At 71.0% G+C, this 26,158-nt stretch carries 21 protein-coding genes; 9 read left to right on the top strand and 12 right to left on the bottom strand.

What is annotated here, in order from left to right:
* Nucleotides 1-14: 14 nt before the first annotated feature.
* From JIX56_RS37715 to JIX56_RS37700, 4 genes are read right to left on the bottom strand one after another with little or no spacing between them, the layout of a single operon-like run.
* Nucleotides 15-941 (bottom strand): DUF2510 domain-containing protein, encoded by a 927-nt coding sequence (locus JIX56_RS37715; RefSeq protein ID WP_257547383.1) that lies wholly within the window; start codon nt 939-941, stop codon nt 15-17.
* A 43-nt stretch (nt 942-984) separates the two neighbouring features.
* Entirely contained in the window at nt 985-1,794 is an 810-nt protein-coding gene (locus JIX56_RS37710; RefSeq protein WP_257547381.1) for a 3-oxoacyl-ACP reductase, read from the bottom strand.
* Nucleotides 1,791-3,188, bottom strand: a complete 1,398-nt coding sequence (locus JIX56_RS37705; protein ID WP_257547379.1) for an aldehyde dehydrogenase family protein — start codon at nt 3,186-3,188, stop codon at nt 1,791-1,793. Before JIX56_RS37705 ends, JIX56_RS37710 begins: the two co-directional genes overlap by 4 nt.
* A gap of 45 nt (nt 3,189-3,233) precedes the next feature.
* A complete protein-coding gene (locus JIX56_RS37700) occupies nt 3,234-4,592 on the bottom strand; it encodes a glutamine synthetase family protein (protein ID WP_257547377.1) in 1,359 nt (452 codons plus the stop codon).
* A 137-nt stretch (nt 4,593-4,729) separates the two neighbouring features.
* On the opposite strand from JIX56_RS37700, the gene JIX56_RS37695 reads away from it, so the two are divergent.
* Nucleotides 4,730-5,464: a FadR/GntR family transcriptional regulator gene (locus tag JIX56_RS37695; protein ID WP_257547375.1), complete on the top strand. Its 735-nt coding sequence runs from the start codon at nt 4,730-4,732 to the stop codon at nt 5,462-5,464.
* A gap of 111 nt (nt 5,465-5,575) precedes the next feature.
* The gene (locus JIX56_RS37690; RefSeq protein ID WP_257547373.1) at nt 5,576-6,256 is read left to right on the top strand and encodes a gamma-glutamyl-gamma-aminobutyrate hydrolase family protein; all 681 of its coding nucleotides are present in this window, start codon (nt 5,576-5,578) and stop codon (nt 6,254-6,256) included.
* Between the two features lie 238 nt (nt 6,257-6,494).
* On the opposite strand, the gene JIX56_RS37685 is transcribed toward JIX56_RS37690, so the two are convergent.
* Nucleotides 6,495-7,421: a LysR family transcriptional regulator gene (locus JIX56_RS37685; RefSeq protein ID WP_257547371.1), complete on the bottom strand. Its 927-nt coding sequence runs from the start codon at nt 7,419-7,421 to the stop codon at nt 6,495-6,497.
* Between the two features lie 301 nt (nt 7,422-7,722).
* Here JIX56_RS37685 and JIX56_RS37680 point away from each other — a divergent pair, with 301 nt between their 5' ends.
* The gene (locus JIX56_RS37680) at nt 7,723-8,784 is read left to right on the top strand and encodes a TDT family transporter (protein WP_443031936.1); all 1,062 of its coding nucleotides are present in this window, start codon (nt 7,723-7,725) and stop codon (nt 8,782-8,784) included.
* Here the strand turns inward: JIX56_RS37680 and JIX56_RS37675 are convergent.
* From JIX56_RS37675 to JIX56_RS37655, 5 genes are all read right to left on the bottom strand, one after another.
* A complete protein-coding gene (locus JIX56_RS37675) occupies nt 8,711-9,463 on the bottom strand; it encodes a helical backbone metal receptor (RefSeq protein ID WP_257547369.1) in 753 nt (250 codons plus the stop codon). The genes JIX56_RS37680 and JIX56_RS37675 overlap by 74 nt on opposite strands.
* A gap of 7 nt (nt 9,464-9,470) precedes the next feature.
* On the bottom strand, nt 9,471-10,049 hold the full coding sequence (locus tag JIX56_RS37670; protein WP_257547367.1) for a helix-turn-helix domain-containing protein: 579 nt from the start codon (nt 10,047-10,049) through the stop codon (nt 9,471-9,473).
* Nucleotides 10,050-10,256: 207 nt separating this feature from the next.
* Nucleotides 10,257-11,243 carry a hypothetical protein gene (locus JIX56_RS37665; protein ID WP_257547366.1) on the bottom strand — a complete coding sequence of 329 codons (987 nt, stop codon included), beginning with the start codon at nt 11,241-11,243 and terminating at the stop codon, nt 10,257-10,259.
* A gap of 184 nt (nt 11,244-11,427) precedes the next feature.
* Complete coding sequence (locus JIX56_RS37660) at nt 11,428-14,040, bottom strand: ABC transporter permease/substrate binding protein (protein ID WP_257547364.1); 2,613 nt, start codon at nt 14,038-14,040, stop codon at nt 11,428-11,430.
* Nucleotides 14,033-15,133 carry a quaternary amine ABC transporter ATP-binding protein gene (locus tag JIX56_RS37655; RefSeq protein WP_257547362.1) on the bottom strand — a complete coding sequence of 367 codons (1,101 nt, stop codon included), beginning with the start codon at nt 15,131-15,133 and terminating at the stop codon, nt 14,033-14,035. The genes JIX56_RS37660 and JIX56_RS37655 overlap by 8 nt, the downstream gene beginning before the upstream one ends.
* Before the next feature lie 292 nt (nt 15,134-15,425).
* Here JIX56_RS37655 and JIX56_RS37650 point away from each other — a divergent pair, with 292 nt between their 5' ends.
* The 3 genes from JIX56_RS37650 (at nt 15,426) to JIX56_RS37640 (ending at nt 19,434) form a co-directional block, all read left to right on the top strand.
* Nucleotides 15,426-16,355, top strand: coding sequence for a 5'-3' exonuclease (locus tag JIX56_RS37650; RefSeq protein ID WP_257551334.1), 930 nt, complete (start codon nt 15,426-15,428; stop codon nt 16,353-16,355).
* A gap of 174 nt (nt 16,356-16,529) precedes the next feature.
* Nucleotides 16,530-17,375, top strand: coding sequence for a siderophore-interacting protein (locus JIX56_RS37645; RefSeq protein ID WP_257547360.1), 846 nt, complete (start codon nt 16,530-16,532; stop codon nt 17,373-17,375).
* Between the two features lie 424 nt (nt 17,376-17,799).
* Nucleotides 17,800-19,434 carry a serine hydrolase gene (locus JIX56_RS37640; RefSeq protein ID WP_257547358.1) on the top strand — a complete coding sequence of 545 codons (1,635 nt, stop codon included), beginning with the start codon at nt 17,800-17,802 and terminating at the stop codon, nt 19,432-19,434.
* On the opposite strand, the gene JIX56_RS37635 is transcribed toward JIX56_RS37640, so the two are convergent.
* Complete coding sequence (locus JIX56_RS37635; RefSeq protein ID WP_257547356.1) at nt 19,421-20,236, bottom strand: N-formylglutamate amidohydrolase; 816 nt, start codon at nt 20,234-20,236, stop codon at nt 19,421-19,423. The genes JIX56_RS37640 and JIX56_RS37635 overlap by 14 nt on opposite strands.
* A gap of 260 nt (nt 20,237-20,496) precedes the next feature.
* Here JIX56_RS37635 and JIX56_RS37630 point away from each other — a divergent pair, with 260 nt between their 5' ends.
* The 3 genes from JIX56_RS37630 to JIX56_RS37620 all read left to right on the top strand — a co-directional run bounded on the left by JIX56_RS37630 (nt 20,497) and on the right by JIX56_RS37620 (nt 24,629).
* A complete protein-coding gene (locus JIX56_RS37630; protein WP_257547354.1) occupies nt 20,497-22,062 on the top strand; it encodes an amino acid permease in 1,566 nt (521 codons plus the stop codon).
* A gap of 569 nt (nt 22,063-22,631) precedes the next feature.
* Entirely contained in the window at nt 22,632-23,615 is a 984-nt protein-coding gene (locus JIX56_RS37625) for a terpene synthase family protein (RefSeq protein WP_257547352.1), read from the top strand.
* 72 nt (nt 23,616-23,687) lie between these two features.
* A complete protein-coding gene (locus tag JIX56_RS37620) occupies nt 23,688-24,629 on the top strand; it encodes an RluA family pseudouridine synthase (RefSeq protein WP_257547351.1) in 942 nt (313 codons plus the stop codon).
* Nucleotides 24,630-24,647: 18 nt separating this feature from the next.
* Here JIX56_RS37620 and JIX56_RS37615 read toward each other — a convergent pair whose 3' ends face one another.
* Complete coding sequence (locus JIX56_RS37615) at nt 24,648-26,126, bottom strand: cytochrome P450 (RefSeq protein WP_257547349.1); 1,479 nt, start codon at nt 26,124-26,126, stop codon at nt 24,648-24,650.
* Nucleotides 26,127-26,158 lie beyond the last annotated feature (32 nt).

Raw genomic sequence — 26,158 nt, 5'->3', positions numbered from 1 at the left:
GTAGGCGCCCGGGCTCACGACGGGCCGAGGCTGCTGCCCACTCCCCCGCCGGTGTCGGCGTCGTCCACCGGTCGGATGCCCTTGACGATCCTGTCGATGTCGCCGACCGGCGGTCCGTCGTCGCCCGCGTCGAGGGCGAACCGGACGAGGACGGGGGCCTCGGAGCCGCTGCTGGACGGGAAGACGAGGGACTGGACGTAACCGCCGGGTCCGGCCCCGGTCGTCACCCGCCAGCGCACGAAGTACCCGGCGCGGCCCGCGACGGCGACCGAACCGGAGTCGACGACCTCGTGGCCGGTGATGCCGTTGTACGGGCGCCGGTCCAGTTCGTCGCGGTCGTACGCGTCGTTCGCGGCGTCCTCGATGTCGTTCTCGGCGAGGACCTTCGGGGATGTCTCGCTGCTGCCGGTCACGGTGCGCGACACGACGGTGCCCCTGCGGCACAGCCCGTTGTCACCGGGGCAGTCGTAGATGCCACCGTCCGTGACCAGGACGGCGTCGTCCTCGGCGGATCCGTCGCCGTCGACCCAGCCGTCGAGGACCGGGAAGGTGATGCCGTTGAGGCCGTCCACGACGACGGTCGGGTCCCCGGTGGGGGACGCGGTGGCGGGCTTCGTGGGGGTCGGGCTGTCGCTCCCGTCGCCGTCGGAGGTCGGGGAGGTCGTCGCGGTCCTCGTCTCCTGGCCTCCGTCGCCGTCCTTGCCGAGGACGAGGACGCCGCCCGTGATCGCCCCGGCGACCAGGACGGCCCCCGCCACGGCGAGCACGACGACCTTGGTGCGCCCGGGGCCCCTGCCCGCGGGCGGCTGTGGCTGGACCACCGGCGGCACGGGCTGCTCCGGCTGGCGGCGGTGGTCGGTCCACGCGGCCCCGTCCCACCAGCGTTCGGTGAGCGGGAAGGACGGGTCGCGGTACCAGCCGGGCGGCGGCGAACTGCTCATCCCGGCACTTTAATCACACCGACGGTGTCGGTGTTCCGGTTGCCTAGAGCGGGGTGACGTACGCGCCCGAAATGCCGCCGTCGACCAGGAAGTCGGTGGCGTTCACGAAGGACGAGTCGTCGCTGGCGAGGAACGCGACGGCGGCCGCGATCTCGGTGGCCTCCGCGAACCGTCCGACCGGGATGTGCACGAGCCGGCGCGCGGCCCGCTCCGGGTCCTTCGCGAACAGTTCCTGGAGGAGCGGGGTGTTGACCGGCCCCGGGCAGAGGGCGTTCACGCGGATGCCTTCCCGCGCGAACTGCACGCCCAGCTCCCGTGACATGGCCAGCACACCGCCCTTGGAGGCCGTGTACGAGATCTGGGAGGTCGCCGCGCCCATGCGGGCCACGAAGGACGCGGTGTTGATGATCGAGCCCTTGCCCTGGCGCCGCATGTAGGGGAGCGCGGCCTTGCAGCACAGGTAGACGGAGGTGAGGTTGACCTCCTGGACCCGCTTCCAGGCCTCGAGGCCGGTCTCCAGGATGGAGTCGTCGTCGGGCGGCGAGATGCCCGCGTTGTTGAAGGCGATGTCGACGCTGCCGTAGGTGTCGTACGCGGTCCTGAACAGCGCCTCGACCTGCTCGGGGTCGGTGACGTCGACCTTCACGAAGATACCGCCGACCTCCTCGGCGGCCGCTTTGCCGCGCACCTCGTCGACGTCACCGCAGACGACGTGCGCGCCCTCGGAGGCGAGCCGCCGCGCGGTGGCGAGGCCGATGCCGCTGCCGGCACCGGTGATGACGGCGGTACGGCCGACGAGGCGGCGGCAGATGTTTTCGCCCGTCGATCCAGTCGATCCAGTCGATTCGGTCACTGTGCGGGGCCCTCCGTGCTGATGAAGACGTTCTTGGTTTCGGTGAAGGCGGTCAGGGCGTCCGGGCCGAGTTCACGGCCGATGCCGGACTGTTTGAAGCCGCCGAAGGGGGTCCAGTAGCGGACGCTGGAGTGGGAGTTGACGGACAGGTTGCCCGCGCGGACGGCCTGGGAGACGCGCAGCGCACGGCCGACGTCCCGGGTCCAGATGGAGCCGGAGAGGCCGTACGGGGTGTCGTTGGCGAGCCTGATCGCGTCGGCCTCGTCCTCGAAGGGGAGCACCACGGCTACGGGTCCGAAGACCTCCTCGGCGGCCACGCGCGCGTGGGGCTCCACGCCGGTGAGGACGGTCGGCGGGAACCAGAAGCCGGGGCCCTCGGGGGCCTTGCCGCGGATGCCGGGCGCGTCCGGGTCGACGTACGAGCGGACGCGGTCCAGCTGGACCTTGGAGATCAGTGGGCCCATCTGGGTGGCCTCGTCGGCCGGGTCGCCCACGCGGACGGACTCGATGCCGGGGGCGAGGAGGTCGAGGAAGCGGTCGTAGGCGGAGCGCTGGACGAGGATGCGGGTGCGGGCGCAGCAGTCCTGGCCGGAGTTGTCGAGGAATGCCATGGGAGCCGCTGCGGCGGCGGCCTCGATGTCGGAGTCGGCGAAGATGATGTTGGGGCTCTTGCCGCCGAGTTCGAGGGTGACGCGCTTGAGCAGCGCCGAACCCTTTGCCAACACCTGTTTGCCCACGGCTGTTGACCCGGTGAAGACGATCTTCGCCACGCCGGGGTGCTCGACGAGGGCGTTGCCCGCGACGGGGCCGTGCCCGGGCAGCACCTGGAACAGCCCCTCGGGCAGGCCCGCCTCACGGGAGAGTTCGACCAGGCGGAGGGCGGTGAGCGGGGTGGTCTCCGCGGGCTTGAGGATCACCGCGTTGCCGGCCGCGAGCGCGGGGGCGACGCCCCAGGCCGCGATGGGCATCGGGAAGTTCCAGGGCGCGATCACGCCGACGACGCCGAGCGGTTCGAGGAACGTGACGTCGAGGCCGCCGGCCACGGGGATCTGCCGTCCGGTGAGCCGTTCGACGCCGCCCGCCGCGTAGTCGAGCAGGTCCCGGACGTTGCCGGCCTCCCAGCGGGCGTTACCGATGGTGTGCCCGGCCTCCCGGACCTCGAGCAGGGCCAGCTCTTCGAGGTGTTCGTCCACCGTCGCGGCGAAGCGGCGCAGTCGCCGGGCCCGGTCGGCGGGGCTCATGGCGTGGGCCCACAGCCGCTGGACCTTGGTCGCCAGGGCGACGGCCGCGTCGACGTCCGCCGGGGTGGCGGCCGGGACGGTGGCGACGACCTCCTCGGTGGCGGGGTTGAGTACCTGGAGCTGCTGCTCGTACTGCTCGGACTGTCCGGACAAGAAAGGGCCTCTCACAGCGGGTGAATCACGGACGTGCTCGGTGAATCACAGACGTTCGAAGGAGCGGCGCAGCTCCCAGTCGGTCACGGCGGCGTCGAAGGCGGCCAGCTCGACGCGGGCCATGTTGCGGTAGTGCGCGACCACCTCGTCACCGAAGGCGGCCTTGGCGATCGGGCTGTTCTCCCACAGCTCGGCGGCCTCGCGCAGGGTGGTCGGCACCTGGGCGTATCCGGCGGTGTACGCGTTGCCCTCGCAGACCTCGGGCAGCTCCAGCTTCTGCTCGATGCCGTGGAGCCCGGCCGCGATCAGTCCGGCGACGGCGAGGTGCGGGTTGACGTCACCGCCGGGGAGCCGGTTCTCGAAGCGCAGGGAGCGGCCGTGCCCGACGACCCGCAGCGCGCAGGTCCGGTTGTCGTAGCCCCAGGCCACGGCGGTCGGCGCGAAGGAGCCGGGCTGGAACCGCTTGTACGAGTTGATGTTGGGCGCGTAGAGCAGTGAGAAGTCGCGGAGCGCGGCGAGCTGTCCGGCGAGGAAGTGGCGCATGACCGGCGACATGTCGCGGCCGTCGGCCATGACGTTGACGCCGTCGGCGTCCGCCAGGGACAGATGGATGTGGCAGGAGTTGCCCTCGCGCTCGTTGTACTTCGCCATGAAGGTGAGCGACACGCCCTCCTGGGCGGCGATCTCCTTGGCGCCGGTCTTGTAGATCGCGTGCTGGTCGCAGGTGACCAGGGCCTCGTCGTACTTGAAGACGATCTCGTGCTGCCCGGGGTTGCACTCGCCCTTGGCGGACTCGACGGTCAGCCCGGCGGCCGCCATGTCGTTCCTGATCCGCCGGAGCAGGGGCTCGATACGGCCGGTCCCGAGCACGGAGTAGTCGATGTTGTACTGGTTCGCCGGAGTCAGACCCTTGTAGCCGGCGTCCCAGGCCTGCTCGTAGGTGTCCTTGAAGACGATGAACTCCAGCTCGGTGCCGACGTTGGCCGTGTAGCCCAGCTCGGCGAGGCGCTCCAGCTGGCGGCGCAGGATCTGGCGGGGCGCGGCGACGACCGGGGAGCCGTCGTTCCAGGCCAGGTCGGCGATCAGCATGGCCGTACCCTCGTTCCAGGGCACCCGGCGCAGAGTGGACAGGTCGGGATGCATGGCGAAGTCGCCGTAGCCCCGGTCCCAGGAGGACATCTCGTAGCCGTCGACGGTGTTCATCTCGGTGTCGACGGCGAGCAGATAGTTGCAGCCCTCGGTGCCGTGGGCGAGGACCTCGTCGAGGAAGAAGCGCGCGGCGAACCGCTTGCCCTGGAGTCGGCCTTGCATGTCGGGGAAGGCCAGGACGACAGTGTCGATCTCACCGCCCGCGACGAGGGCGTGCAGTTCCTCGACGGAGAGCGGGGGTGTGCGGTCTGCCACGGGGGAGGCCTCCTTGGGCTTTCTTCGGCGCTCGCGCACTTCTGCTCGTACTGCTTTCGTACCGCGCGCTTCATCGGCCGGACCGGGAGTCATAAGGTATTGCCGAGAACCATTGCTTGGGAAGGGGGCACGGCCACATGTCGGTGGATCCTGACGGCGGTCCCGAGGACCGGCTGACCCCGGTGCTGCGGCCGGTCCGGGCGGGCAACGGCTTCGAGGAGGCCTTGGAGCAGATCCTGCAGGTCGTACGGCTCGGACTGGTGCCCGGCGGCGAACGGCTGCCCGCGGAGCGCGAGCTGGCCGAACGGCTCGGGATCAGCCGGGTGACGCTGCGCGAGGTGCTGAAGGTCCTCCAGGACCAGGGTCTGGTGGAGGCGCGGCGCGGGCGGTACGGCGGCACGTTCGTGCTGCCGCGTACCGACGCCGGCGGCGAGGACGAGTTGCGCCGGCGTATCGCCGAGGTCGACATCGAGGACGTGCTCCGCTTCCGGGAGGTGCTGGAGGTGGGGGCGGCCGGGCTGTGCGCGGCGCACGGGCTGACCGACGAGCAGGCCGGCCGCCTCCGTGAGGCGCTGGCCCGCACCCACGAGGCACCCCTCGCCGAATACCGCCGCCTCGACACGCTCCTCCACCTCACCCTCTCGGAACTGTGCGGCTCCCCCTCCCTCACCGCCCAGTACGCGGCCGTACGCGCCTCCGTCAACGAGCTCCTCGACTGCATTCCGCTCCTCGTGCGCAATCTGGAGCACTCCCAGCGGCAGCACGTCGCCCTCGTCGAGGCCGTCCTCGACGGGGACGCGGACGGGGCGCGCGAGATCATGCGGGAGCACTGCGCGGGAACGGCGGCGCTGTTGCGGGGGTTCCTGACGTGAAGGTCCCCGCCGGCGGGCGGGCTTACCAGGGGCGCCTTGCCCTCACCCGTCCATAAAGGTATGAACGATTTCCATTGGGTGACGGTCCCGTCGAGCGCGAGGGAGAAGCACGTGGCCAGGCCGCTGATCGGTGTGAGTACGTATCTGGAGTCCGGTACGCGCTGGGGCGTGTGGGAGCTGGAGGCCGCCCTGCTGCCGGTCGGCTACCCCCGGCTCGTCCAGGCGGCGGGCGGGCTCGCCGCGATGCTGCCACCGGACGACCCGTCGTACGCCGCGGAGACCGTCGCGCGGCTCGACGGGCTGGTGATCGCGGGCGGGCCGGACATCGACCCGTCGCGCTACGGCGCCGAGCGCGAGCCGCGCACGGGCCCGCCGGCGCCGGCGCGTGACGCCTGGGAGCTGGCCCTGATCCACGCGGCCCTCGACTCCGGCACCCCGCTGCTCGGCATCTGCCGCGGCATGCAACTCCTGAACGTCGCCCTCGGCGGCACGCTGATCCAGCACCTCGACGACCACGTCATCGAGGTCGGCGTCTTCGGCCACCACCCGGTGAAGCCCGTACCGGGCACGCGCTACGCCGGGATCGCCCCCGAGGAGACCGACGTCCCGACCTACCACCACCAGGCGGTGGACCGGCTCGGCGGTGGCCTCCTGGCCTCGGCGCACGCGTCCGACGGCACGGTCGAGGCCATCGAACTGCCCGCCCCCGCGTGGGTGTTGGGCGTCCAGTGGCATCCCGAGATGGGCGAGGACGTACGGGTGATGCGGGCGCTCGTGGAGGGAGCGTCCTGAGCCATGCCGTGCCGGGTGCCGTCAGGCTTTTTCGCCCCCGCCGCCCCTACCCGTCCCATCCCTGGGGCTCCGCCCCAGACCCCGCTCCTCAAACGCCGGAGGGGCTGGATTGATGCGGGCCTCAGGCATATCCAGCCCGTCCGGCGTTTGAGGACGAGGCCGTTCAGGCCGAAGGGGGGTCTGGGGGCGCAGCCCCCAGGGATGGGACGGGAAGGGGCGGCGGGGGCGCAACTCCCCCTCAACCGCCCGCCGCAGGCCCCCGCGTGAGCCCCAGCAGATCCCTCGCCGGCCCCGTCGGCCGGTGGCCCGTCGGCCAGACCGCCCGTAGGGCCCGGCGCAGCCGTACCCCGTGGACGGGGATGCGGACCAGACGGCGAGCGGACAACTCCTCGCCGAGGGCCAGCTCGCTCAGGACGGCCGGCCCCGCCCCGCTCAGCGCGGAGGACTTGACCGCCGTGGTCGAGGAAAGCTCGATGAGGGGGCGGGCCAGGCCGCCGAGGGCCCCTTCCAGGACTTGCCGCGTACCGGACCCCTTCTCACGGAGGATCAGCGGCGTGGAGGCCAGTTCCGCCGCGTCCAGGGCCTTGCGACGGCGGGCCCAGGGATGGCTCGGGGCGGTCACGACGATCAGGTGGTCGTGGGCTATCACGGCCGCGTCCAGCCCGGCCGGAACGGTCGGCCCCTCGACGAAGCCGAGGTCGGCCTCGTCCGCGAGCAGCCGTTCCGCGACGACCGTCGAGTTGCCCGCGAGGAGCGACACCGCCGTGTCCGGGCGTTCGGCGCGCAGCGCGATGAGCCAGCCGGGCAGCAGATACTCGGCGATGGTCATGCTCGCGGCGACCCGGAGCCGGGAGTCGCGCCGGTCCCGCAGCGCCTGCGCGCCCACGTCGAACGCCTCGGCCGCCTCGACGATCCGCCGGGCCCAGTCCGTCACGAGCGCCCCGGCGTCCGTGAGCCGGGACCCGCGCGGCGACCGGTCGACCAGAGCCACGCCCAACTGCCGTTCCATGGAGCGGATCCGGCTGCTCGCGGCCGGCTGTGTGATCCCCAGCTCCCGCGCCGCCCGCCCGAGCGAGCCCAGCCGCGCGACGGCCAGCAGCAGTTCGAGCGCCCCGAGATCCGGCACCCGATGCCCCAGCCCGCCCCGCTCCTCGCTCTCACTCATAACCCCAGCTTATGTCCCCATACAACCGAACTCCCTGGTGGGGCCCGCGCGACAGCGGAACGCTCGGAACATGGCCATCGCAGCCCGTCCGGAGCACCCGGTTCCCCCGGCTCCCCCGGCTCCCCCAGCCCACCCAGCCCCTCCGGCCCGTCCAGCGGCTCACCCGGTCCGCCCGGTCCGCCCGGTCCATGCTGCGCATCCGGCCCGTCCGACCCGCTCCTCGACGACGCCTCCCGGCCCCAGCCCCCACCCCCGCTTCCCCGCCCTCCGCCACCTCGGCCCCCACTGGTACGCCCCGATCATGGGCACCGCGATCGTGGCCACCGCCGGTGCCGGCCTTCCCCTGGACGTGCCGGGCCTGCGGACGGTCTGCACGGCGGTCTGGGCGCTCTCACTCCTCGCTCTGGTCGCCCTCCTCGCCGCCCGCGCCCTGCACTGGGTCCACCACCGCGACCAGGCCCGTGCCCATCTCCTCGACCCGGCCGTGGCCCCCTTCTACGGCTGCTGCTCCATGGCCCTGCTGGCCGTGGGCGGCGGTGCCCTCGTCGTCGGCCGGGACTGGACCGGGGTCCGGGCAGCCGTCGCGCTGGACGTGGTGCTGTTCGGCGCCGGGACGGTCGTGGGGCTGGCCGCCGCCGTCGTCGTGCCGTACCTGATGGTCGTCCGCCACCGGATCGAGCCGGCCCAGGTCACCCCCGTACTGCTGCTCCCCCTCGTCGCGCCCATGGTCTCCGCCGCGCTGGGCCCGCTGCTCGTCCCGTATCTGCCGCCCGGGCAGGCCCGGCAGACGCTGCTGTTCGGCTGTCTCGCGCTGTTCGGGCTGAGTCTGCTGGCGACGCTGCTCGTGCTGCCGCTGGTGTTCGGGCGGCTGGTCGCAGCGGGGCCGTTGCCGCTCGCGCTCACGCCGAGCCTCTTCCTGGTCCTGGGCCCGCTCGGGCAGTCGACCACCGCCGTCGGCAACCTCGCCGACGCGGCCCCCGAGGCCGTACCGACCCCGTACGCGCACGGCCTCGTCGTGTTCGCCGTCCTCCACGGCGTCCCGGTCATGGGCTTCGCGCTGCTCTGGCTCGCTCTCGCCGGGGCGATGCTCGTGCGGGCCCGGCGGCGGGGCATGGGGTTCTCGATGGCGTGGTGGGCGTTCACCTTCCCGGTGGGGACCTGTGTGACCGGAGCGGAGGCGCTGGCCCGGCACACGGGCCTCGTCGCCTTCGACGTCCTCGCCGTCGCGCTCTACGTGCTGTTGCCGGCCGCCTGGGCGACGGCCGCCGCACACACCATGCGCGGACTGGTCAGCGGACAGCTGCTCGCAGCGCCGCGCCCAGCACCTGAGGGGCCTCGGCCAAGGACGGGCCGTACCACGTGAGATGACGGCCGCTCAGCAAGGCGCTCGGCAGCCCGGGGAACGCCTCGGGGCCGTCGTCGGCGGTGAAGCGGTACGGCTCGTCGGGCAGGACGACGACATCGGGCGCGGCAGCCCGCAGCTCCTCGACGGGGACCCTCGGGTAGCGCTCGGCGTGCCCGGCGTACAGGTTGTCGACGCCGAGCCGGGCGAGCACGTCACCGGCGAAGGTGTCCCGGCCGAGGACCATCCAGGGCCGCCGCCAGATGGGCACGACGGCGGTCGTACGACGGCCGGGGGTCAGCGGGCCGACCGCCGGATCCGGCAGCCGTGACCACGCCGACTCCGCCTCGTCGAGCCAGCGCGGGCGGGACCGGGCTCCGCAAGCCCGCAGCACGCGGTCCAGTTCCGTGACGGCGCCCGGTACGTCCCGCACCTCGGTGACGAGGACCTCGACGCCCGCCTCCCGCAGGGCGGTCAGGTCGGGCTCGCGGTTCTCCTCCTCGTTGGCGATCACGAGGTCGGGGGCGAGGCGGGCGATCACGTCGGTCTTGGGGTTCTTGGTCCCGCCGACCCGTACGACATCGAGATCACCCGGGTGGTCGCACCAGTCGGTGGCGCCGACCAGCAGACCGGGCAGTGAGACGGCGACGGCCTCCGTCAGTGACGGGACGAGGGAGACGACGCGGGAGACGGAGCGCACGACAGCCTCACGCGCCCTTGCGGTGGCGGTCCTCAAGGGCCTCGATGTGGTCCGCGACGGCCACCACGACGACCCGGGTGTCGGGCTCGGTGGCCCGCCACCGGTGCCGTACGCCACCGGACATGTACAGCGTGTCGCCGCGGCCGAGGCGGTGGGCGCGGCCCTCGGCCTCGACCTCGACGGCGCCGTCGACGACGTACATCAGCTCGTCGTTGCGGTGCTGGACCTCGCGGCCCTCGTCGTGGTCGCCGGTGAACTCCATGGCGTGCAACTGGTGGTGACCGCGCACCAGGGAGCGCGAGCAGGACTCGGGGGGCGTGAACCCCTCGTCGGCGGCGCGCACGACATCGACGCTGCACGCCGGGTCGGCCGCCGCGAGCAGTTCGACGGCGGTGGTGCCGAGGGCGTCGGCGATACGTTCGAGGGAGGGTTTGCTGGGGCGGGCCCGTTCGTTCTCCACCTGACTGAGGAAGGGAACCGACAGGCCACTGCGCTCGGCCACGGCGGCGAGGGTGAGCTCCTGTGCCCGGCGCCGCCGCCGGACGGCCGCGCCCACCCGAAGGGGCTGTTCTTTGTGGTCGCCCATCGCTCCGGCTCCCTCCTTCGCTCGTCGGTCGGCTCGCAGACGCCCGCTGGGTCGGCTTGCGAACGCTTACTGTTCCGGTTACGGATGCCCACCCGTCCGGCACTCATCGCGCGCACTTCTCCTGATGAGTTCTCTGCACCCTACGCATGTTCGGCAAACCGTTTCATGCGCCCGTCACATCCCGGTGAACCGGGACGGGGTCCATGCTCACAGTTCTCGCCAGTAGAGCAGCTGTCCCGCCTCCCCTTTCGCCGCTCCCTCGCGGGGCACGAAGAGGCTGACCAGGAGGGCGGGACGCCCGTCGGGACTGTTGACGAGGGCGGCCGACGGGTTGGCGAGGGAGGTGCTGCCGCCGTGGGTGCGTGGGGTGACACGGTCGGCACGTCCTGTCACCGGATCGTAGGCGTACGTCCGCCAGCTGCCGAAGTCGTCCCGCAGGCGCTGGCCCTCCACCAGTACCAGGGGTTCGCCGCCCAGTTCGACACGGGTGCGGTCGCCGATGTTCCCGGCGGTCCCCCAGGCCACCACGGCCCGGTCCAGCCGGTCATCGGCCTCGACGTGCCACGCCGTGAAGTCCCGCAGGCTCGCCCGGAGTTGGCGGTCCGTGCCGCACGACTCCTGGTAGTGCCCGGTGAGTTCGACCGTGTCGCCGTGCACGGCGGTCACGTCCGGTGTGCCCTCGGCGCAGGGCGACAGGGTGCGCGGGGCGTCGTACGCGCGGTCCGCCTCACCTGCCAGAAGGGCGTCGAGACCGGGGTAGCCGCGGACGGCGATGTGGTTGTCCGGATCTTTCTCGTACGCCAGTACGTAACCGCCTCGGCCGTTCGGTGCGAGCGACGGCTGGCTGGTGCCCGCGCCGAAGTCGTGGCGGCGGGTCCAGGTGCGCAGGTCCGTGGAGGTGGCGACCGCCGCGTGGAATCGGCCGTCGGCGAGCGTCGAGTGGTAGACGGCGAGATACGTGTTCCCGTCCGGGGCCTGGACGATCTGGGCGGTGTCCATCGTCCGCCCGCCGTCGTCCCGCACGTCGTACGCGAACCCGTCCGCCTCCCGCACATCCCCGGCCAGCTCGACGAACCGCTCGGCCGCCACCGACACCGGCTCCGCGTTCGCCACCGGCAGCCGCGCCGCCAACGGCACGGCGAGCACCAGCGCGACCACGACGGCGAAGGGCGGGGGACGGCGGCGAACGGGCATGCGGGGCTCACAGGAACGGGCGGAAGCGGCGAGTCGAGACTACGGACGCCCCCCGGGCCCGGGAACGCGACGAGGGGTGGGGTTCACCACACCCGGTCGGCGGCCCACGACGCGCAGAGCCCCGGCCGACGGCAGGACCGTCGGCCGGGGCTCTGCGCGGCACCGCGCGCGACACCGCGTCGGACTACTTCACGGGCGCCATCTCGTCGACGATGCCCGGATGGGCGTCGATCCACTGCTGGACGCCCTCGTCCTCCTTGCCCCGCCCGGCCTTCTGAATCGCCTGCTCCAGGCTCATCAGCTCGTCCGGGGTCATGTGCCAGTTCTTCAGCCAGCCGTTCAGCTCGGAGTACTTCTCGGGGAAGCTCCTGTGCGCGAGCGTCCGGATCTGGTTGTTGGCTCCCCAGGTCTTCTCGGGGTCGGCGAGCCGGGTGAGGTCGTACTTGTCGTACGCCCAGTGCGGCGACCAGAGCACGACCGCGATCGGCTCCTTCTTCGCGTACGCGCGCTCCAGCTCGGCGAGCATCGAACTCGTGCCGGCCTTGGTGAGCTTGAAGTCCGACAGGCCGTACGCCGGCATGACCGTGTTCTCCAGGCGGACCATCTCCCCCGTGCCGGGCTCGATGCCGACGATCCGGCCCTGGAACTCGTCCTTGTGCTCCCGCAGATCGTCCATCGTGGTCACGCCCTCGACATAGGACGGGACGGCGATCTCCAGCGAGGTCTTGTCGTACCAGGCGCCGACATCGACGAGATCGTTCTTGTACTTGTCCCAGTACTGCTTCTGCGCGACCGGCAGCCAGGCGTCGAACTCGACGTCGACCTGCCCGGTGGAGAGACCGGTGAACAGCGGGCCGATGTCGAGCTTGGTCTTCTTCGGCCGGTAGCCGCGCTTCTCCAGGACGTTCTCCCAGAGGTGGGTGACGGCGATGCCCTCGTCCCACGCGGGGTAGCCGATGACCGGCGCGGCTCCGGCCTGCCTGCCCTGCTCGTAGCGGGTCCTGGCGACCGGGGCCAGCTTGTCGACGAGGCCCGGGTTCTTCTTCAGCCAGGCCTTGACGCCCTCTTCCTGGTGCCCCTTGCCGGCGTCCTGGATGGCGCCTTCGAGGGAGGTGAGCTGCGTGTCGGTGAGCTTGAAGTCCTTGAGCCACTGGGCGACCTGGGGCTCCTTCTCGGCGAAGCCCTTCCGCCCGATCGTGTGAATCCCGTCGCCCGCGCCGAAGGCGCCCTCGGGGTCCTTCAGCTTGGTCAGCTCGTACTTGTCGTACGCCCAGTGCGGCGACCAGAGCGTGACCGCTATCGGCTCCTTCTTCTGGTACGCACGGTCCAACTGGGCCAGCATCGCCGAGGTGTTGGACTTGACCAGCTGGTACTCGCCCTTGAGGCCATAGGCGTGTCGGACCTTGTCCTCGTAGAGCTTGGTCTCGCCCGCGCCCGGCTCGATGCCGTAGATCTTCCCCTTGAACAGATCGCCCTTGCCCTTGAGGTCGTCGAGCGAGTCCACGCCCTTGACGTAGGACGGGACGGCGATCTCCAGCGAGGTCTTGTCGTACCAGCTGCCGTAGTCCTCCAGCCGGTCCTTGTACTTCGCCCAGTACGAGGCGTGCGTGGCCGGGAGCCAGGAGTTGGTCTGGATGTCGACGCTGCCCTGCGCCTGACCGTTGTAGAGGGCGCCGACCTCCAGCGACTTCACCTCGGGGGTGAAGCCGCGCTGGTGGAGGATCTCCTTCCAGAGGTACGTGGAGGCCACGCCCTCGGGCCAGTCGATGTAGCCCATGCTGACCGGGCGGCCCTGGCCGACGTTCGCGCCGACCTCGGTGCCGTCGTCCGTCCTGCCGAAGACGTTCAGGCCGCCGGCGACCAGTGCGAGGACGAGCACACCGACCATCGCGACCGGCGTGGCCGGCTTCCAGCGGAGGAACCTCAGGCCGCCGAGTGCCGTGTTCGCCTTGGCGAGGGCGCGGCGGCCGAGCGGGGACACGCGCTGGTTGAGGGCGCTGGTCATACGGTCGAGGTAGATCGCGAGGATGACCACCGCGACACCGCCCTCGAAGCCGAGGCCGACGTCGACGGAGCTGATGCCGTCGTACACGGTGGAGCCGAGGCCGCCACCGCCGACCATGCCCGCGATGACGACCATCGAGAGGGCCAGCATGATCACCTGGTTGACGCCCGCCATGATCGTGGGCAGCGCCAGCGGCAGCTGCACCCGCCACAGCGTGCGGCGCGGGTGGGTGCCGAACGCCTCGGCGGCCTCGACCAGTTCGGCGTCGACCTGCCGGATGCCGAGCTCGGTGAGGCGTACGGCGGGCGGCATCGCGAAGACGATGGTGGCGACCATGCCGGGCACCGGGCCTACGCCGAAGAAGAAGATGCCCGGGATCAGATAGACCATCGCCGGCATGGTCTGCATGAGGTCGAGCACCGGCCGCACCGCTCCGCTGACCGCGCGACTGCGGGCCGCCCAGATGCCGATCGGCACCGCGAAGGCGAAGATGATCACGCAGGAGACGAGCACCAGCGAGAGCGAGTTCATCGCCGGTTCCCACTGCTCGATCGAGTCGATCAGCGCCAGGCCGGCGAAGGCCAGGACACCGGGCAGCAGGCCGCGCAGCCAGAAGGCGAGCAGGGCGAGGATGCCGGCGAGGAGCAGCGGGTCGGGCGCGGTGAGCACCGCGTTCGCCCCGTCGTACAGGGACTCGACGACGATCTTGATGAGGTCGAAGAGCCAGCCGAGGTTGTCGCGCAGCCAGTCGACGCCGTGGGAGACCCAGTCGCCGATGTGGATCCTAGGCACTGGCCTTCACCGCCCGTACGGCCTTGTCGCGCGGGGCGTCGCACGGCGTGGGCTCGACCTGCTGGTCGCCGAGGAAGCCGATCAGGCGGTGGCGCGGTACGACGCCGACGAGGGCGCCCTGCTTGTCGAGCACCGCGACCGGATGGGACAGGCGGGCGCTGATCGCGCAGAGTTCCGTGAACGGCGTGCCCGGCGTCGCGGTCTCACAGCCGCAGTCCGCCTCGTCGCCGCGTACGGCCGTGTCCATGACGGCACCGGCGGTGAGCACCCGGGAGCGGTCGACGTCCTGGGTGAAGGAGGCCACGTAGTCGTCGGCGGGGCGGATCAGGATGTCCTCGGCGGTGCCGGTCTGGACGATGCGGCCGTCGCGCATGACGGCGATGCGGTCGCCCAGGCGCATGGCCTCGTTGAGGTCGTGCGTGATGAAGACGATGGTCTTCTTCAGGGTCTGCTGCAGCTCCAGCAGCTGGTCCTGCATGTCACGGCGGATCAGCGGGTCGAGCGCGCTGAACGACTCGTCCATCAGCAGCAGATCGGCGTCGGTGGCGAGGGCGCGGGCCAGGCCCACACGCTGCTGCATACCGCCGGACAGTTCGTCGGGCCAGGACGTCTCCCAGCCGGCCAGACCGCACAGGCCCAGCGCCTCGGTGGCACGCCTCACGCGTTCGGCACGCGGCACGCCCTGGACCTCCAGGCCGTACGCGGCGTTCTCCAGGACGCTGCGGTGCGGGAACAGCGCGAAGTGCTGGAAGACCATGCTGATGCTCCCGGCACGGACCGCGCGCAGCTCGCGGTCGCTCAGCGCGGTCAGGTCCCGGCCGTCGAAGCGGACGTGCCCGGCGGTGGGCTCCAGGAGCCCGTTGAGCATGCGCAGCAGCGTGGACTTGCCGGACCCGGACAGGCCCATGACGACGAAGATCTGGCCCGGCTCCACCGTGAAGGAGGCGTCGATCACGGCGGCGGTGGTGCCCTCGGCGCGCAGTTCCTCGCGGTCGGCGCCGGCCCGGAGCCGGTCCACCGCGTCGTCGGGTCGTCTGCCGAAGACCTTGTACAGGCCTTCGGCTTCGAGTCTGGATGACTCCCTGGCTGACACATGCACCTCTTGGATAGCGACAGGAACGGCCCGCCTCCCCCGCCCGCAGGCCGGCCGTGGAGCGCGGCGGGATCGGCCCGCCCGGTCGGTGGTCTCAGCACACGACCGGCGCTGCTCCGGGGCCGCGCCTGCCCTGCCCCCACCACGGCAAACGCGACAGTGGCCCGCTTCACAGTGCATTCACCGCAGGCCAGAGGTATTCACGGAACACGGGACGGGGTCTTCACGGAACGCGTGCACGCATGCCACGCGCGGTTGGGTCGGGAGCCGCGTGTCGGTGCCGTGCGGCATGATGCGGGGCGTGACCCGACGCCTGATGCTCCTCGACACCGCCTCCCTGTACTTCCGCGCCTACTTCGGGGTACCGGACTCCGTGAAGGCCCCGGACGGCACCCCGGTGAACGCCGTGCGCGGGCTGCTCGAATTCATCGACCGCCTGGTCCGGGACCACCGGCCGACGGACCTGGTGGCATGCATGGACGCGGACTGGCGCCCGCAGTGGCGGGTCGACCTGATCCCCTCCTACAAGGCGCACCGCGTCGCCGAGGAGCACGAGGTCGGCCCGGACGAGGAGGAGGTGCCGGACACGCTGTCGCCGCAGGTGCCGGTCATCGAGGAGGTGCTGGACGCGCTCGGCATCGCGCGCGTGGGCGTCGCCGGGTACGAGGCGGACGATGTGATCGGCACCTTCACGGCCCGAGCGAAGGACCCGGTCGACATCGTCACCGGCGACCGCGACCTGTACCAGCTGGTCGACGACGGGCGCGGCGTGCGTGTGCTGTACCCGCTGAAGGGCGTGGGCTCGCTGCAGCTGACCGACGAGGCATGGCTGCGCGAGAAGTATGGCGTGGACGGCCGCGGGTACGCGGATCTGGCCCTGCTGCGCGGCGACCCGAGCGACGGTCTGCCGGGTGTGCCCGGCATCGGCGAGAAGACGGCCGCGAAACTCCTCGACCAGTTCGGCGACCTGGCCGGGATCATGGCCGCGGTCGACGACCCGGCGGCCAAGCTGACGCCGTCACAGCGCAAGAGACTCGACGAGGCGCGACCTTATGTCGCGGTCGCACCCACGGTCGTCCAGGTGGCGGCCGACGTACCGTTGCCGGAGGTCGACACGGCGCTGCCGCGCGCGCCGCGAGATCCGGCGGCGCTGGAGGAGCTCGCGGCGCGCTGGGGCCTCGGGGGATCGCTGCAGCGGTTGCTCACGACGCTGCAGGCGTGAGGTGGACGCCCCCCCGGGCGGGGCGCACGCCGGAGGGTGGGGAGACACTTCGGTGGTGAGGGCTTTGAGGCGCGATTCACACCATGAAGTCCGCGTACACCTCTCAAGCATGAGGTGTACAACAGGGGGAGATGCTAACTTAGGTAAGCCTTAGTAGGTACTTGGGAGGCCGTCATGGCAGAGCGTCCGGTACGCAGGACCCCGAAGCCCCACTCCGGGCGAGTCGTCCGCACAGAGCGGCTCACCCCGCACATGCAGCGCGTCGTGCTGGGGGGCGACGGCCTCGCGGAGTTCTCCCCGCGCGGCAGCACCGACCATTATGTGAAGCTCCTGTTCGGCCCCGAGGGCATGACGTATCCGGAGCCCTTCGACCTGGAGCGGATCCGTGCGGAGTTCCCCCGGGACCAGTGGCCGGTGACCCGGACGTACACCGTGCGGGCCTGGGATCCCGGACTGCGCGAGCTGACCATCGACTTCGTGCTCCACGGCGACGAGGGTCTCGCCGGTCCCTGGGCGACCCGCGTCCAGCCGGGCGAGCTGGTCCGTTTCCTGGGCCCGGGCGGTGCCTACGCGCCCAACCCGGAGGCCGACTGGCATCTGCTCGTCGGCGACGAGAGCGCCCTGCCCGCGATCGGCGCCTCCCTGGAGGCCCTTCCCGACGGCGCCCGGGTCCACGCGCTCGTCGAGGTCGCCGGTCCCGAGGAGGAGCAGAAGATCAACTCCGATGTGGACGTCGTCTGGCTGCACCGCGGCGACCGTCCCATCGGCGCCGCCCTCGTCGAGGCCGTACGCGCGCTGGAGTTCCCCGAGGGCCGGCTGCACGCCTTCGTCCACGGCGAGGCGGGCTTCGTGAAGGAGCTGCGCCGACTGCTGCGCGTCGAACTCTCCGTCCCGCGCGAGGACTTGTCCGTCTCCGGCTACTGGCGCCTCGGCCACGACGAGGACGGCTGGCAGGCCGCGAAGAAGGAGTGGAACGCGCGCGTCGAGGCGGAACAGGATGGCGTGTCCGCGACGGCGTGACGTCGGACGACCGGGGTGATCGGGGCGATCGGGGAAGCGCCGCCTCGCACGACTGCGGCGGCTGACCCTCACAGCTTTGCGCGGCTGTGGCGGCTGAACCACACAGCCTTGCGCGGCCGTGGCGGCTGCCCCACGCAGCCTCGGCGGCCGGGCGGCGATCCGACCGCCGAGGCATCGGACGACTCCGACATCCGAGCCTGAGGCCTCGGGCGACCCCCACCTCCCACCCCGTGACCTCGGACGACTCCCACCTCCCACCCCGTGACCTCCGGAGACTCCCACCTCCCACTCGCGTGACCTCCGGAGACTCCCACCTCCCACCCGCGTGACCTCGGACGACTCCCACCTCCCACCCGCGTGCCCCCCGGCGGCCGGGCCCCGTCCTCCACAGGACAAAGCCCGGCTCACCCGTTTGAATGAACACATGGGTGTTCGGCACGCGAGGACACACCACCGAAGCAGGACCCGGGGCGCGACGGCCCTCGCCTCGCTCCTCGTCCTCGGCTGTGTCCCGTACGGCATCGGCACCGTCTCGGCGGCTCCCCCGCCGCAGCCGCCGCCCCAGCTGACCCAGGAGGACGTCGACCGGGCGGTCGACGCCCTGGACGGCATCGTCGAGCGCGGCATGGACCGGACCGGGGTGCCGGGCGTCGCGGTGGCCGTCGTGTACCAGGACCGGGTCGTCCACCTGGACGGCTACGGCAAGCGGCATGTCGGCCAGGACGCCGAGGTCGGCCCCGACACGGTGTTCCAGCTGGCCTCCCTGTCGAAGCCACTGGCCTCGACCGTCGTCGCCGGGGCCGTCGGCGACAAGACCGTCGACTGGGACGACCCGGTGTCCGAGCACCTCCCGTCCTTCGCCCTGAAGGACCCCTGGGTGACCGACCACGTCACCATCGCGGACCTCTTCTCCCACCGCAGCGGCCTCCCCGACCACGCCGGGGATCTCCTGGAGGACCTCGGCTACGACCGCGACTACGTCCTCGAACACCTCCGCCTGGAGCCCCTGACGCCGTTCCGCGCGAGCTACGCCTACACCAACTTCGGCGTCACGGCGGCGGGCGAGGCCGTCGCCGACGCCGCCGGGACGAGCTGGGAGAAGCTCGCCGAGGACACGCTCTACAAGCCGGCCGGCATGGACGCCACCAGCTCCCGCTTCAACGACTACGAGGCCGCGACCGACAAGGCCTTCGCGCACGTCCGCGACGGCGACACCGGCGACGATGACACCGGCACCGGCACCGGCACCGGCACCTGGGAGGCGAGGCACGTCCGGGACGCCGACGCCCAGTCCCCGGCCGGCGGTGCGAGCTCCACGGTCCGCGACCTCTCCCTCTGGCTGCGGCTCCAGCTCGCGAACGGCGAGCTGGACGGCGACCGTGTCATCGCCGCCGACCCCCTCGAACGCACCCACGTCCCCGAGATCGTCTCCCAGCCGCCGCCCGCCCCGGCGGGCCGCGCCGGCTTCTACGGCCTCGGCTGGAACGTCTCCTACGACGACCTGGGCCGCCTCCGCCTCAGCCACTCCGGGGCCTTCGCCCTCGGCGCCAACACCAACGTCATGATGCTGCCCGGCGAACAGCTCGGCATCGCCGTCCTCACCAACGGCGAACCCGTCGGCCTCGCCGACGCCGTCTCCCTGGACTTCCTCGACACGGCCCAGCACGGCAAGCCGACCGAGGACTGGCTGGACCTGGCCGGCCGGCTCTATGAGCAGGAGGCCCAGAAGTCCCGCTCCCCCACCGACTACGGCAAGCCCCCGGAGGACGCCTCCGACGCCCGCGCCGACGCCACCTACACGGGCACCTACACCAACGCGTACTACGGCCCCCTCACCGTCACGAAAACCGGCGGCGACCTGACCATGCGCCTCGGCCCCAAACCCATGACCTTCCGCCTGACCCACTACGCCGGCGACACGTACTTCTTCGAAACGGTGGGCGAGAACGCGAGCGGCCCCTCCGGCGTCACCTTCAAGGGCGACGCGAACGGCAAGGCCACCGAGGTGACGATCGAGGCGTTCGACGAGACCGGGTTGGGGACGTTCAGGCGCTCGTGAGTACGTCCACCAACCGGGCCAGCGCGTCCGCGAGTCGGCCCAGCCCCGGCCCCGCAGCCCCGCCCGGCTCCGCCATGTAGACATCCCGGCGGATCTCGATCATCAGGGCGGTCACCCGGCGGTCGTGCCCGTAGTACGTCAGCGGGACGTACGCGCCCCCGAACGGGCTGTTGACGCCGGTGCCGCCGAAACCGGCGAACGCGTCCTCGGCGGCGCCCAGCAGGCCGGGCGGGGTGTGGAAGGCGTCGCTGCCCAGGCAGACGGGCGGGCGAGGGCCGTCGCCGTGGAGCTCGTAGGGCAGGGGCCCGGTCGGGTAGGAGTGGACGTCGATGACCACGGCCCGGCCGACGGCATCGAGGCGATCCGTCACGGCGTCGGTCATGGCGTCGGCGTACGGGTGGAAGTAACCGTCGATGAGCGGCTGTCCGCCGAGTGGCAGGCCGTCCGGGCCGGCCGCGCGGAGCACCTCCCCGTGCGTGGTCCTCGTATAGACGGCACCCATCCCCACGGCCAGCATCTCCTCCCGCTCGTCCGGGAACCGCTCCGGATCGATCACGAGACGGGACAGCTGGTTGACGAACCGCCAGGGGCGCACGGCCGACCGGTCGGCGGCCTGCTCGGCGATCCGGTCCGTGTGCCCGTCGGTGATGTGGTCCAACTCCCGTTCCAGCGCGGCGTCGTCGAGGACGATCCCGTCCCGTACGGCCGCCGGGATCACCCGTGAGCTGTGCGGCACGTGCAGGAGCACGGGGGACTCCGGCGCGCCCGGAAGGAACCGGTAGGAGGGCGACGCGTCGTTCATCCGGGGATCCTCGCTGTGGGGGTCTGCGGTGTGGGGCGTGCCGCTCGACGACACCTCCTCGCTCCCCTCCCTTGCCCCCAACTGCCCACCCTGAAAAAGTCGTGAGGATTTGGGCCCGCCCCGGACACGGTCGCGTGACACACGCGACACAGGACTCCCCTAATTTCTGTCGCCACTCCCCAATTTCTGTCGCCCGACAGGAATTCGCGCCGCTCTCGCGCGAAAGCTCGCGCCGCTTGTTGCGAAAGCAGGTTGCCGCCATGACGAGCACCGCCCCCGATGTCCGACCGGAACCACCCCACTCCCCCGACGACCGTTCCCTGACCGAGTTCGGCTACCGCCAGGAGCTGCACCGCAGCCTGAACAGATACGCCTCGTTCGCCGCCGGTTTCTCCTTCATCTCGGTCCTCACGACCGTCTTCCAGTTCTTCGCCTTCGGGTACGCGTTCGGCGGCCCGGTCTTCTTCTGGACCTGGCCGGCGGTGCTGATCGGCCAGCTGCTGGTGGCCGCGTGCTTCGCGGAGCTGGCGGCGCGCTATCCGATATCGGGCGCGATCTACCAGTGGTCCTCGCGGCTGTCCACCCAGACGTTCGGCTGGTTCGCCGGCTGGATCATGGTGATCGGACAGATCGTGGTGGTCGCGGCGGCCGCGCTCGCGCTGCAGATGGTGATGCCCGCGATCTGGTCGGGCTTCCAGCTCGTCGGCGGCGACCCGACACCCACCTCGGCCACGGGTGCGGCGAACGCGGCCGTCCTGGGCGTGATCCTGCTGGTCCTCACCACGGTCGTGAACCTCCTCGACAACCGGGTGCTGTCCGTGGTCAACCGGGTCGGCGTCACCGCCGAGATCATCGGCGCGATCCTGATCGTCGTCCTGCTCCTCACCCACTCCGAGCGTTCCCCCGGCATCACCTTCCACACCGCCGAGGGCAGCACCGACCTCCTCGGCGCCCTCCTCGTGGGCTCGTTCATGGCGGCGTACGTGATGATCGGCTTCGACAGCGCGGGCGAGATGAGCGAGGAGACCCACCACCCCCGCCGCACCGCGCCCCGTACGATCCTCACGGCACTCGGCGCGGCCGGTCTGCTCGGCGGCCTCCTCGTCCTCGCCGGCCTGCTCGCCGCGCCCAGCCTCACCGACGGCAGGCTGGGTGTGGAGGGCCTGAGCTACGTCCTGACCAGCAGCCTCGGCGACGGACTGGGCCGCTTCCTGCTCGCGGACGTGGTGGTGGCGATCACCGTGGCCACGCTCGCGATCCAGACGTCGGCCTGCCGCATGCTCTTCTCGATGGCCCGCGACGGCCAGCTCCCCTTCGCCGGGCGGCTCGCCAAGGTCAACGCGCGCACCGGCATGCCCACCGCCCCCGCCGTGGTCGTCGGCCTCCTCGCCGCCGCCCTCCTGCTCCTCAACTTCGCCTCACCCGAGGCGTTCCTGGCCATCGGCACCACCTGCATCGTGATGCTCTACCTCGCCTACGCGATGGTCACCGGCCCGCTCCTCGTACGGCGCCTGAAGGGCACTTTCGCCTCGGACGGCACCGACGAGACCGGCAAGCCCCTCTTCTCCCTCGGCCGCTGGGGCGTCCCCGTCAACGCCCTCGCCCTCCTCTACGGCCTGTTCATGACCGTCAACCTGGCCTGGCCGCGTGCGGCGGTTTATGACCCGGCGGGTGGACATTGGTACTTCCAGTGGTTCACCGTGCTGTTCTTGCTGGTCACGGTAGTGCTCGGAGTTCTGTACCGGCTGATGCGCTCGCGACGCGTGCGCTCTGCCGCGGAACCTGCTCGGGCTCTCGCGGATCCGGCCCAATTGCCGCCACAATAAGCCTTGTTGTCCCAGATCGGACAGCGCACGGACGGCACACTGGACGGCGTGTGAAGCCGCGCATCCGGCGAGTGCAGGGCCGCTGCATGCGCCGGGGTAGCTCCATGCGCCGGGGCCGGGCGCCCTTTCCAAGCGCCGAATACCATTGCATGGTCCAAAGCAAGGGTCTTTCAGGGTGAATTGACGGCATGAAAGGGTGTCGTGCCCGGGCCCGTGGAGGTGGTGTCCGGATGCACACACCGTCGGCCGGGCCATCCAGTGGATCACCCAGAACACGGGACCGGGTGCCGCCCGAGGCACTCTTCGCGCTGCTGCGCGACGGCGCCTTCCACAAGCTCCAGTTTGCCTCGAACAGTTGACTAAAGCCGCAGGCGCACCGGAATGTGTGGTCGACGGTGCCACCCCGGCGCACCGGTCGCCGAGGCCCCGCTCGACCGGTTCAGCCGGCGAGCCCCCTTCATGCACGAGTCAGCCACGCCGCGGTCGCAGCGTACGGAACAGCGCGTAGTCCATGGACTGAGAGTTACCGCTCATGCCAGCTCTTGAATACCCGACAGGAGATCAGCACGATGAGCACACCCTCGCTCCGAGCGCTTTACACATGGCAGGGGAACCCGAGCGTTGACCTGCTGAATCGCGACGGCGACGTGTGGACGTACAACATGGGGCTCCTGCCCCTCGCGGCCGACCCGGACGAGTGGGAGGCCATCGGACTCGCCGATATCACTGCGTGGTGCTATCCCTTCGCGGAAGAGGATGAGCTGTTCCTGGCATACCACTTGTACGCGTGGATGTTCGCCCTCGACCTGCTGTTTGTACGGACGTTCAAAGCTGAGCGCGACCTCACAGGGGCGCGGGCCATGGTCGACCGGCTCTCTGCGTTCATGCCGCTCGACGGCACCTCCCGCGCGATACCGGACCACCCCATTGAGAGGTCCCTCGCTGACATATGGCTACGGATGACGCCAACCCGGTCGGCGGCTTGGAAACGCAACATGCTGAACGCCGTGATGGAATATGCCGACGGGCAGTGCTGGGAGCTGGAATGCATGTGCACTGGGCGAATCCCTGATCCTGCCGAGTACCTTGTCCGCCGCCGCGGCTCCTTCGGCGGCCACGTCGGGATCTGCCTTGCCGAGCACGTAGCAGCCGCGGAAGTGCCGGCGCGCGTGCGCCAGTCCCGTCCGTTCCGTGCGCTGATGGACGCCTGGACAGACCTTCAAACTCTGTACAACGACGTCCGCTCCTACCGCCGAGAGGTCGAGAAGGAGGACGAGACGTGTAACTTCGTCCTCGTATTCGCGAGGTTCTTGGACATCTCCGTCGACGAGGCCGCGGCCTTGGTCACCCGACTGCGTGCGGCCAGGCAGTCGGAATACGAGTATCTCGAGAGCACTCGACTCCCGGCACTCTGCGAACAGCTGCAGCTGAACGGCAACGATCGTGAGCAACTGTCGGCCGTCCTCGAAGCGATGCGTTACCACCTCGCCGCCGTGGACGTGTGGACGACGATTGCCCCGCGGTATCAGGCACCTGCCCCAGGAGATGCGTAGACATCATCTCGTCCAACAAGATCCAGGGCGTGATCGGCATCCTGTCGGTACCGCCACGTACGCTTGATCGTGATGAGACGCCGTACTCCACCCCCGCCCTCTCCCCTGCCGCAGCGCGACGGGGTGGATCCGGTGCGGGTGCGGTTGCCGACCGGGGACACGTGGGCGACCGTGCGGGATTATCTCGTAGCGCGGCTCCCGGCCAGGGCCGGGTTGATCGACAACATGCTCGACGAGGGACACATCGTGGACGCCACCGGGCGCCCGGTGCCGTGGGACATGGCGTACGTGCCGGGGATGTTCGTGTGGTTCCACCGGGACCTGCCGGACGAGGAGCGCGTACCGTTCACGGTCGACGTCGCGTATCGGGACGAACACGTGGTGGTGGCCGACAAGCCGCACTTCCTGGCCACGACCCCGCGCGGCAGCCATGTCGCCGAGACGGCCCTGGCGCGGCTGCGTCGACAGCTGGGAATCCCGACACTGAGCGCGGCTCACCGCCTGGACCGGCTGACGGCCGGCCTGGTGCTGTTCACCGTGAGGCCGAAGGAGCGCGGCGCGTACCAGACGCTGTTCCGCGACAGGCGGGTGGCGAAGGAGTACGAGGCGGTGGCCCCGTACGATCCCGCACTGGTCCTGCCCCGTACCGTGCGCAGCCGGATCGTCAAGGAGCGCGGGGTGCCGGCGGCCTACGAGGTCGAGGGCGAGCCCAACGCCGAGAGCCGGGTCGAGTTGCTCGAGCACCGAAACGGGCGGGCCCGGTACCGGTTGACACCGAGTACCGGGCAGACACACCAACTGCGGGTGCACATGAGCGCGTTGGGGGTGCCGATCCTCGGCGACCCCCTCTATCCGGTGGTGACCGGCCCCGTGGCGGCCGGTGACTTCCGGCGCCCGCTCCAACTGCTCGCGCGGGTCCTGGAGTTCACCGATCCGGTCACGGGGCGCGAGCACCGGTTCGTCAGCCCGCGGGTGCTGCGGGCCTGGCCCTCGTACGAGGAGTGGGCAGGGTAGCCCCAGTGCCCGGTCGGCTCAGTTGCCGCGCCACCAGCGCAGGAGACGCCGGAACACGCCCGGCCGTCCGGCCGGTTCGGGCGCCGACGCCGGTGTGGGCTCGTCGGCCGGGACCGCGGGTTCCGGAGCCGTGGGCTGGGGCTGCTCCCTGCCGACCTGCCAGTTGTTCGCGCGCTGCGACGGCACCGGCTTGACGGTGGGCCGCTCCATGATCTCCTGCGGTGACTTCGGCTCGAACTTCACCGGCAGTTCCACCAGGTGCCGGGTGGAGACGGACGACCGCCAGCGCAGCTCGTGCTCCGCACAGGCCAGTTGGATGTCCGGAACGCGGGCCAGCAGTGCGTCGACGCCGACGTCGGCGATGGCGCGGCCGATGTCCTGGCCCGGGCACTCATGAGGGCCGCCGCTGAAGGCGAGGTGCGAGCGGTTGCCCTGCATGTTCGCCTTGAGGTCGGGGCGGACGCGCGGATCGACGTTGCCCGGTGCCATGCCGAGGAGGAGTCCGTCGCCCTTGCGGATGCGCTGGCCACCCAGCTCCGTCTCCTGTTTGGCGAAGTAGGCGAAGACGGTGCTGAACGGCGGCTCGTCCCACAGGGACTGCTCGACCGCCTCGGGCACGGTCATCTGGCCGCCGTTCAGCTGGGCCCGGAAGCCCGGTTCGGTGAGCACCATGCGCAGCACGTTGGCGAGGAGGTTGGCCGTGGCCTCGTAGGAGGCGAGGAGCACCACGCGCAGGTGTTCCCTGAGCTCCTCGTCGGTGAGCCCGGCCGGGTGCGTGACGAGGTGGCTGGTGAAGTCCTCCTGAGGCTGGGCCCGGCGACGGACGGCGAGCCGGCTGAGGACTTCCATGAGGTAGGCGTGGCTGGCGAGCGCGGTCTCGCTACCCTTGAGACAGTCGCGGGCGGCCTGCACCAGCCGGTCGCCGTACTCCTCGGGCATGCCGAGGATCTCGCACATGACCGCCATCGGCAGATGCTCGGCGAACTGGCCGACCAGGTCGGCCCTGCCGTCCTCGCAGAACTGGTTGACGAGGTGCTGGGTCGCACGGTTGATGTGGCGGCGGATGCCCCGGTGGTCAATGGTCGACATGGCGCCGGTGACCGCACCGCGCAGCCGCAGATGCTCATCGCCTTCGGCGTGCGCGCAGATGGGCTGCCAGGCGAAGTGCGGCATCAGCGGGTGGTCGGGCTTGACCGTGCCATCCAGCATGGGAGTCCACGACCGGCTGTCCTTGCAGTACTGCGAGGGAGTGCTCACCATGTGCAGGTTCTCGGCGTGGCCGAGCACCACCCAGATCGGCACGTCCTCGTGGAGCAGCGCGGGGGCCACCGGCCCGTGCTCCGCGCGCAGTTTCTCGTACACGGCTCCCAGGTCCTCCGCCTCGGGGCCGTACAGGCGGCGCAGCCCGCCGGGACCCATGCCATGGGCGGGGCAACCGGGGGGCGGCCCGGGCGTGGGGTCGGCCGTGCCGGTCAGGGAGTGGGATTCAGGCGTCACGGTGATCGCTCCGAACTGAGGTGGATCCGGTG

Source organism: Streptomyces sp. CA-210063 (assembly GCF_024612015.1).
Taxonomy (GTDB): Bacteria; Actinomycetota; Actinomycetes; order Streptomycetales; family Streptomycetaceae; genus Streptomyces.
This window is presented reverse-complemented; position numbering and strand designations above follow the sequence as displayed.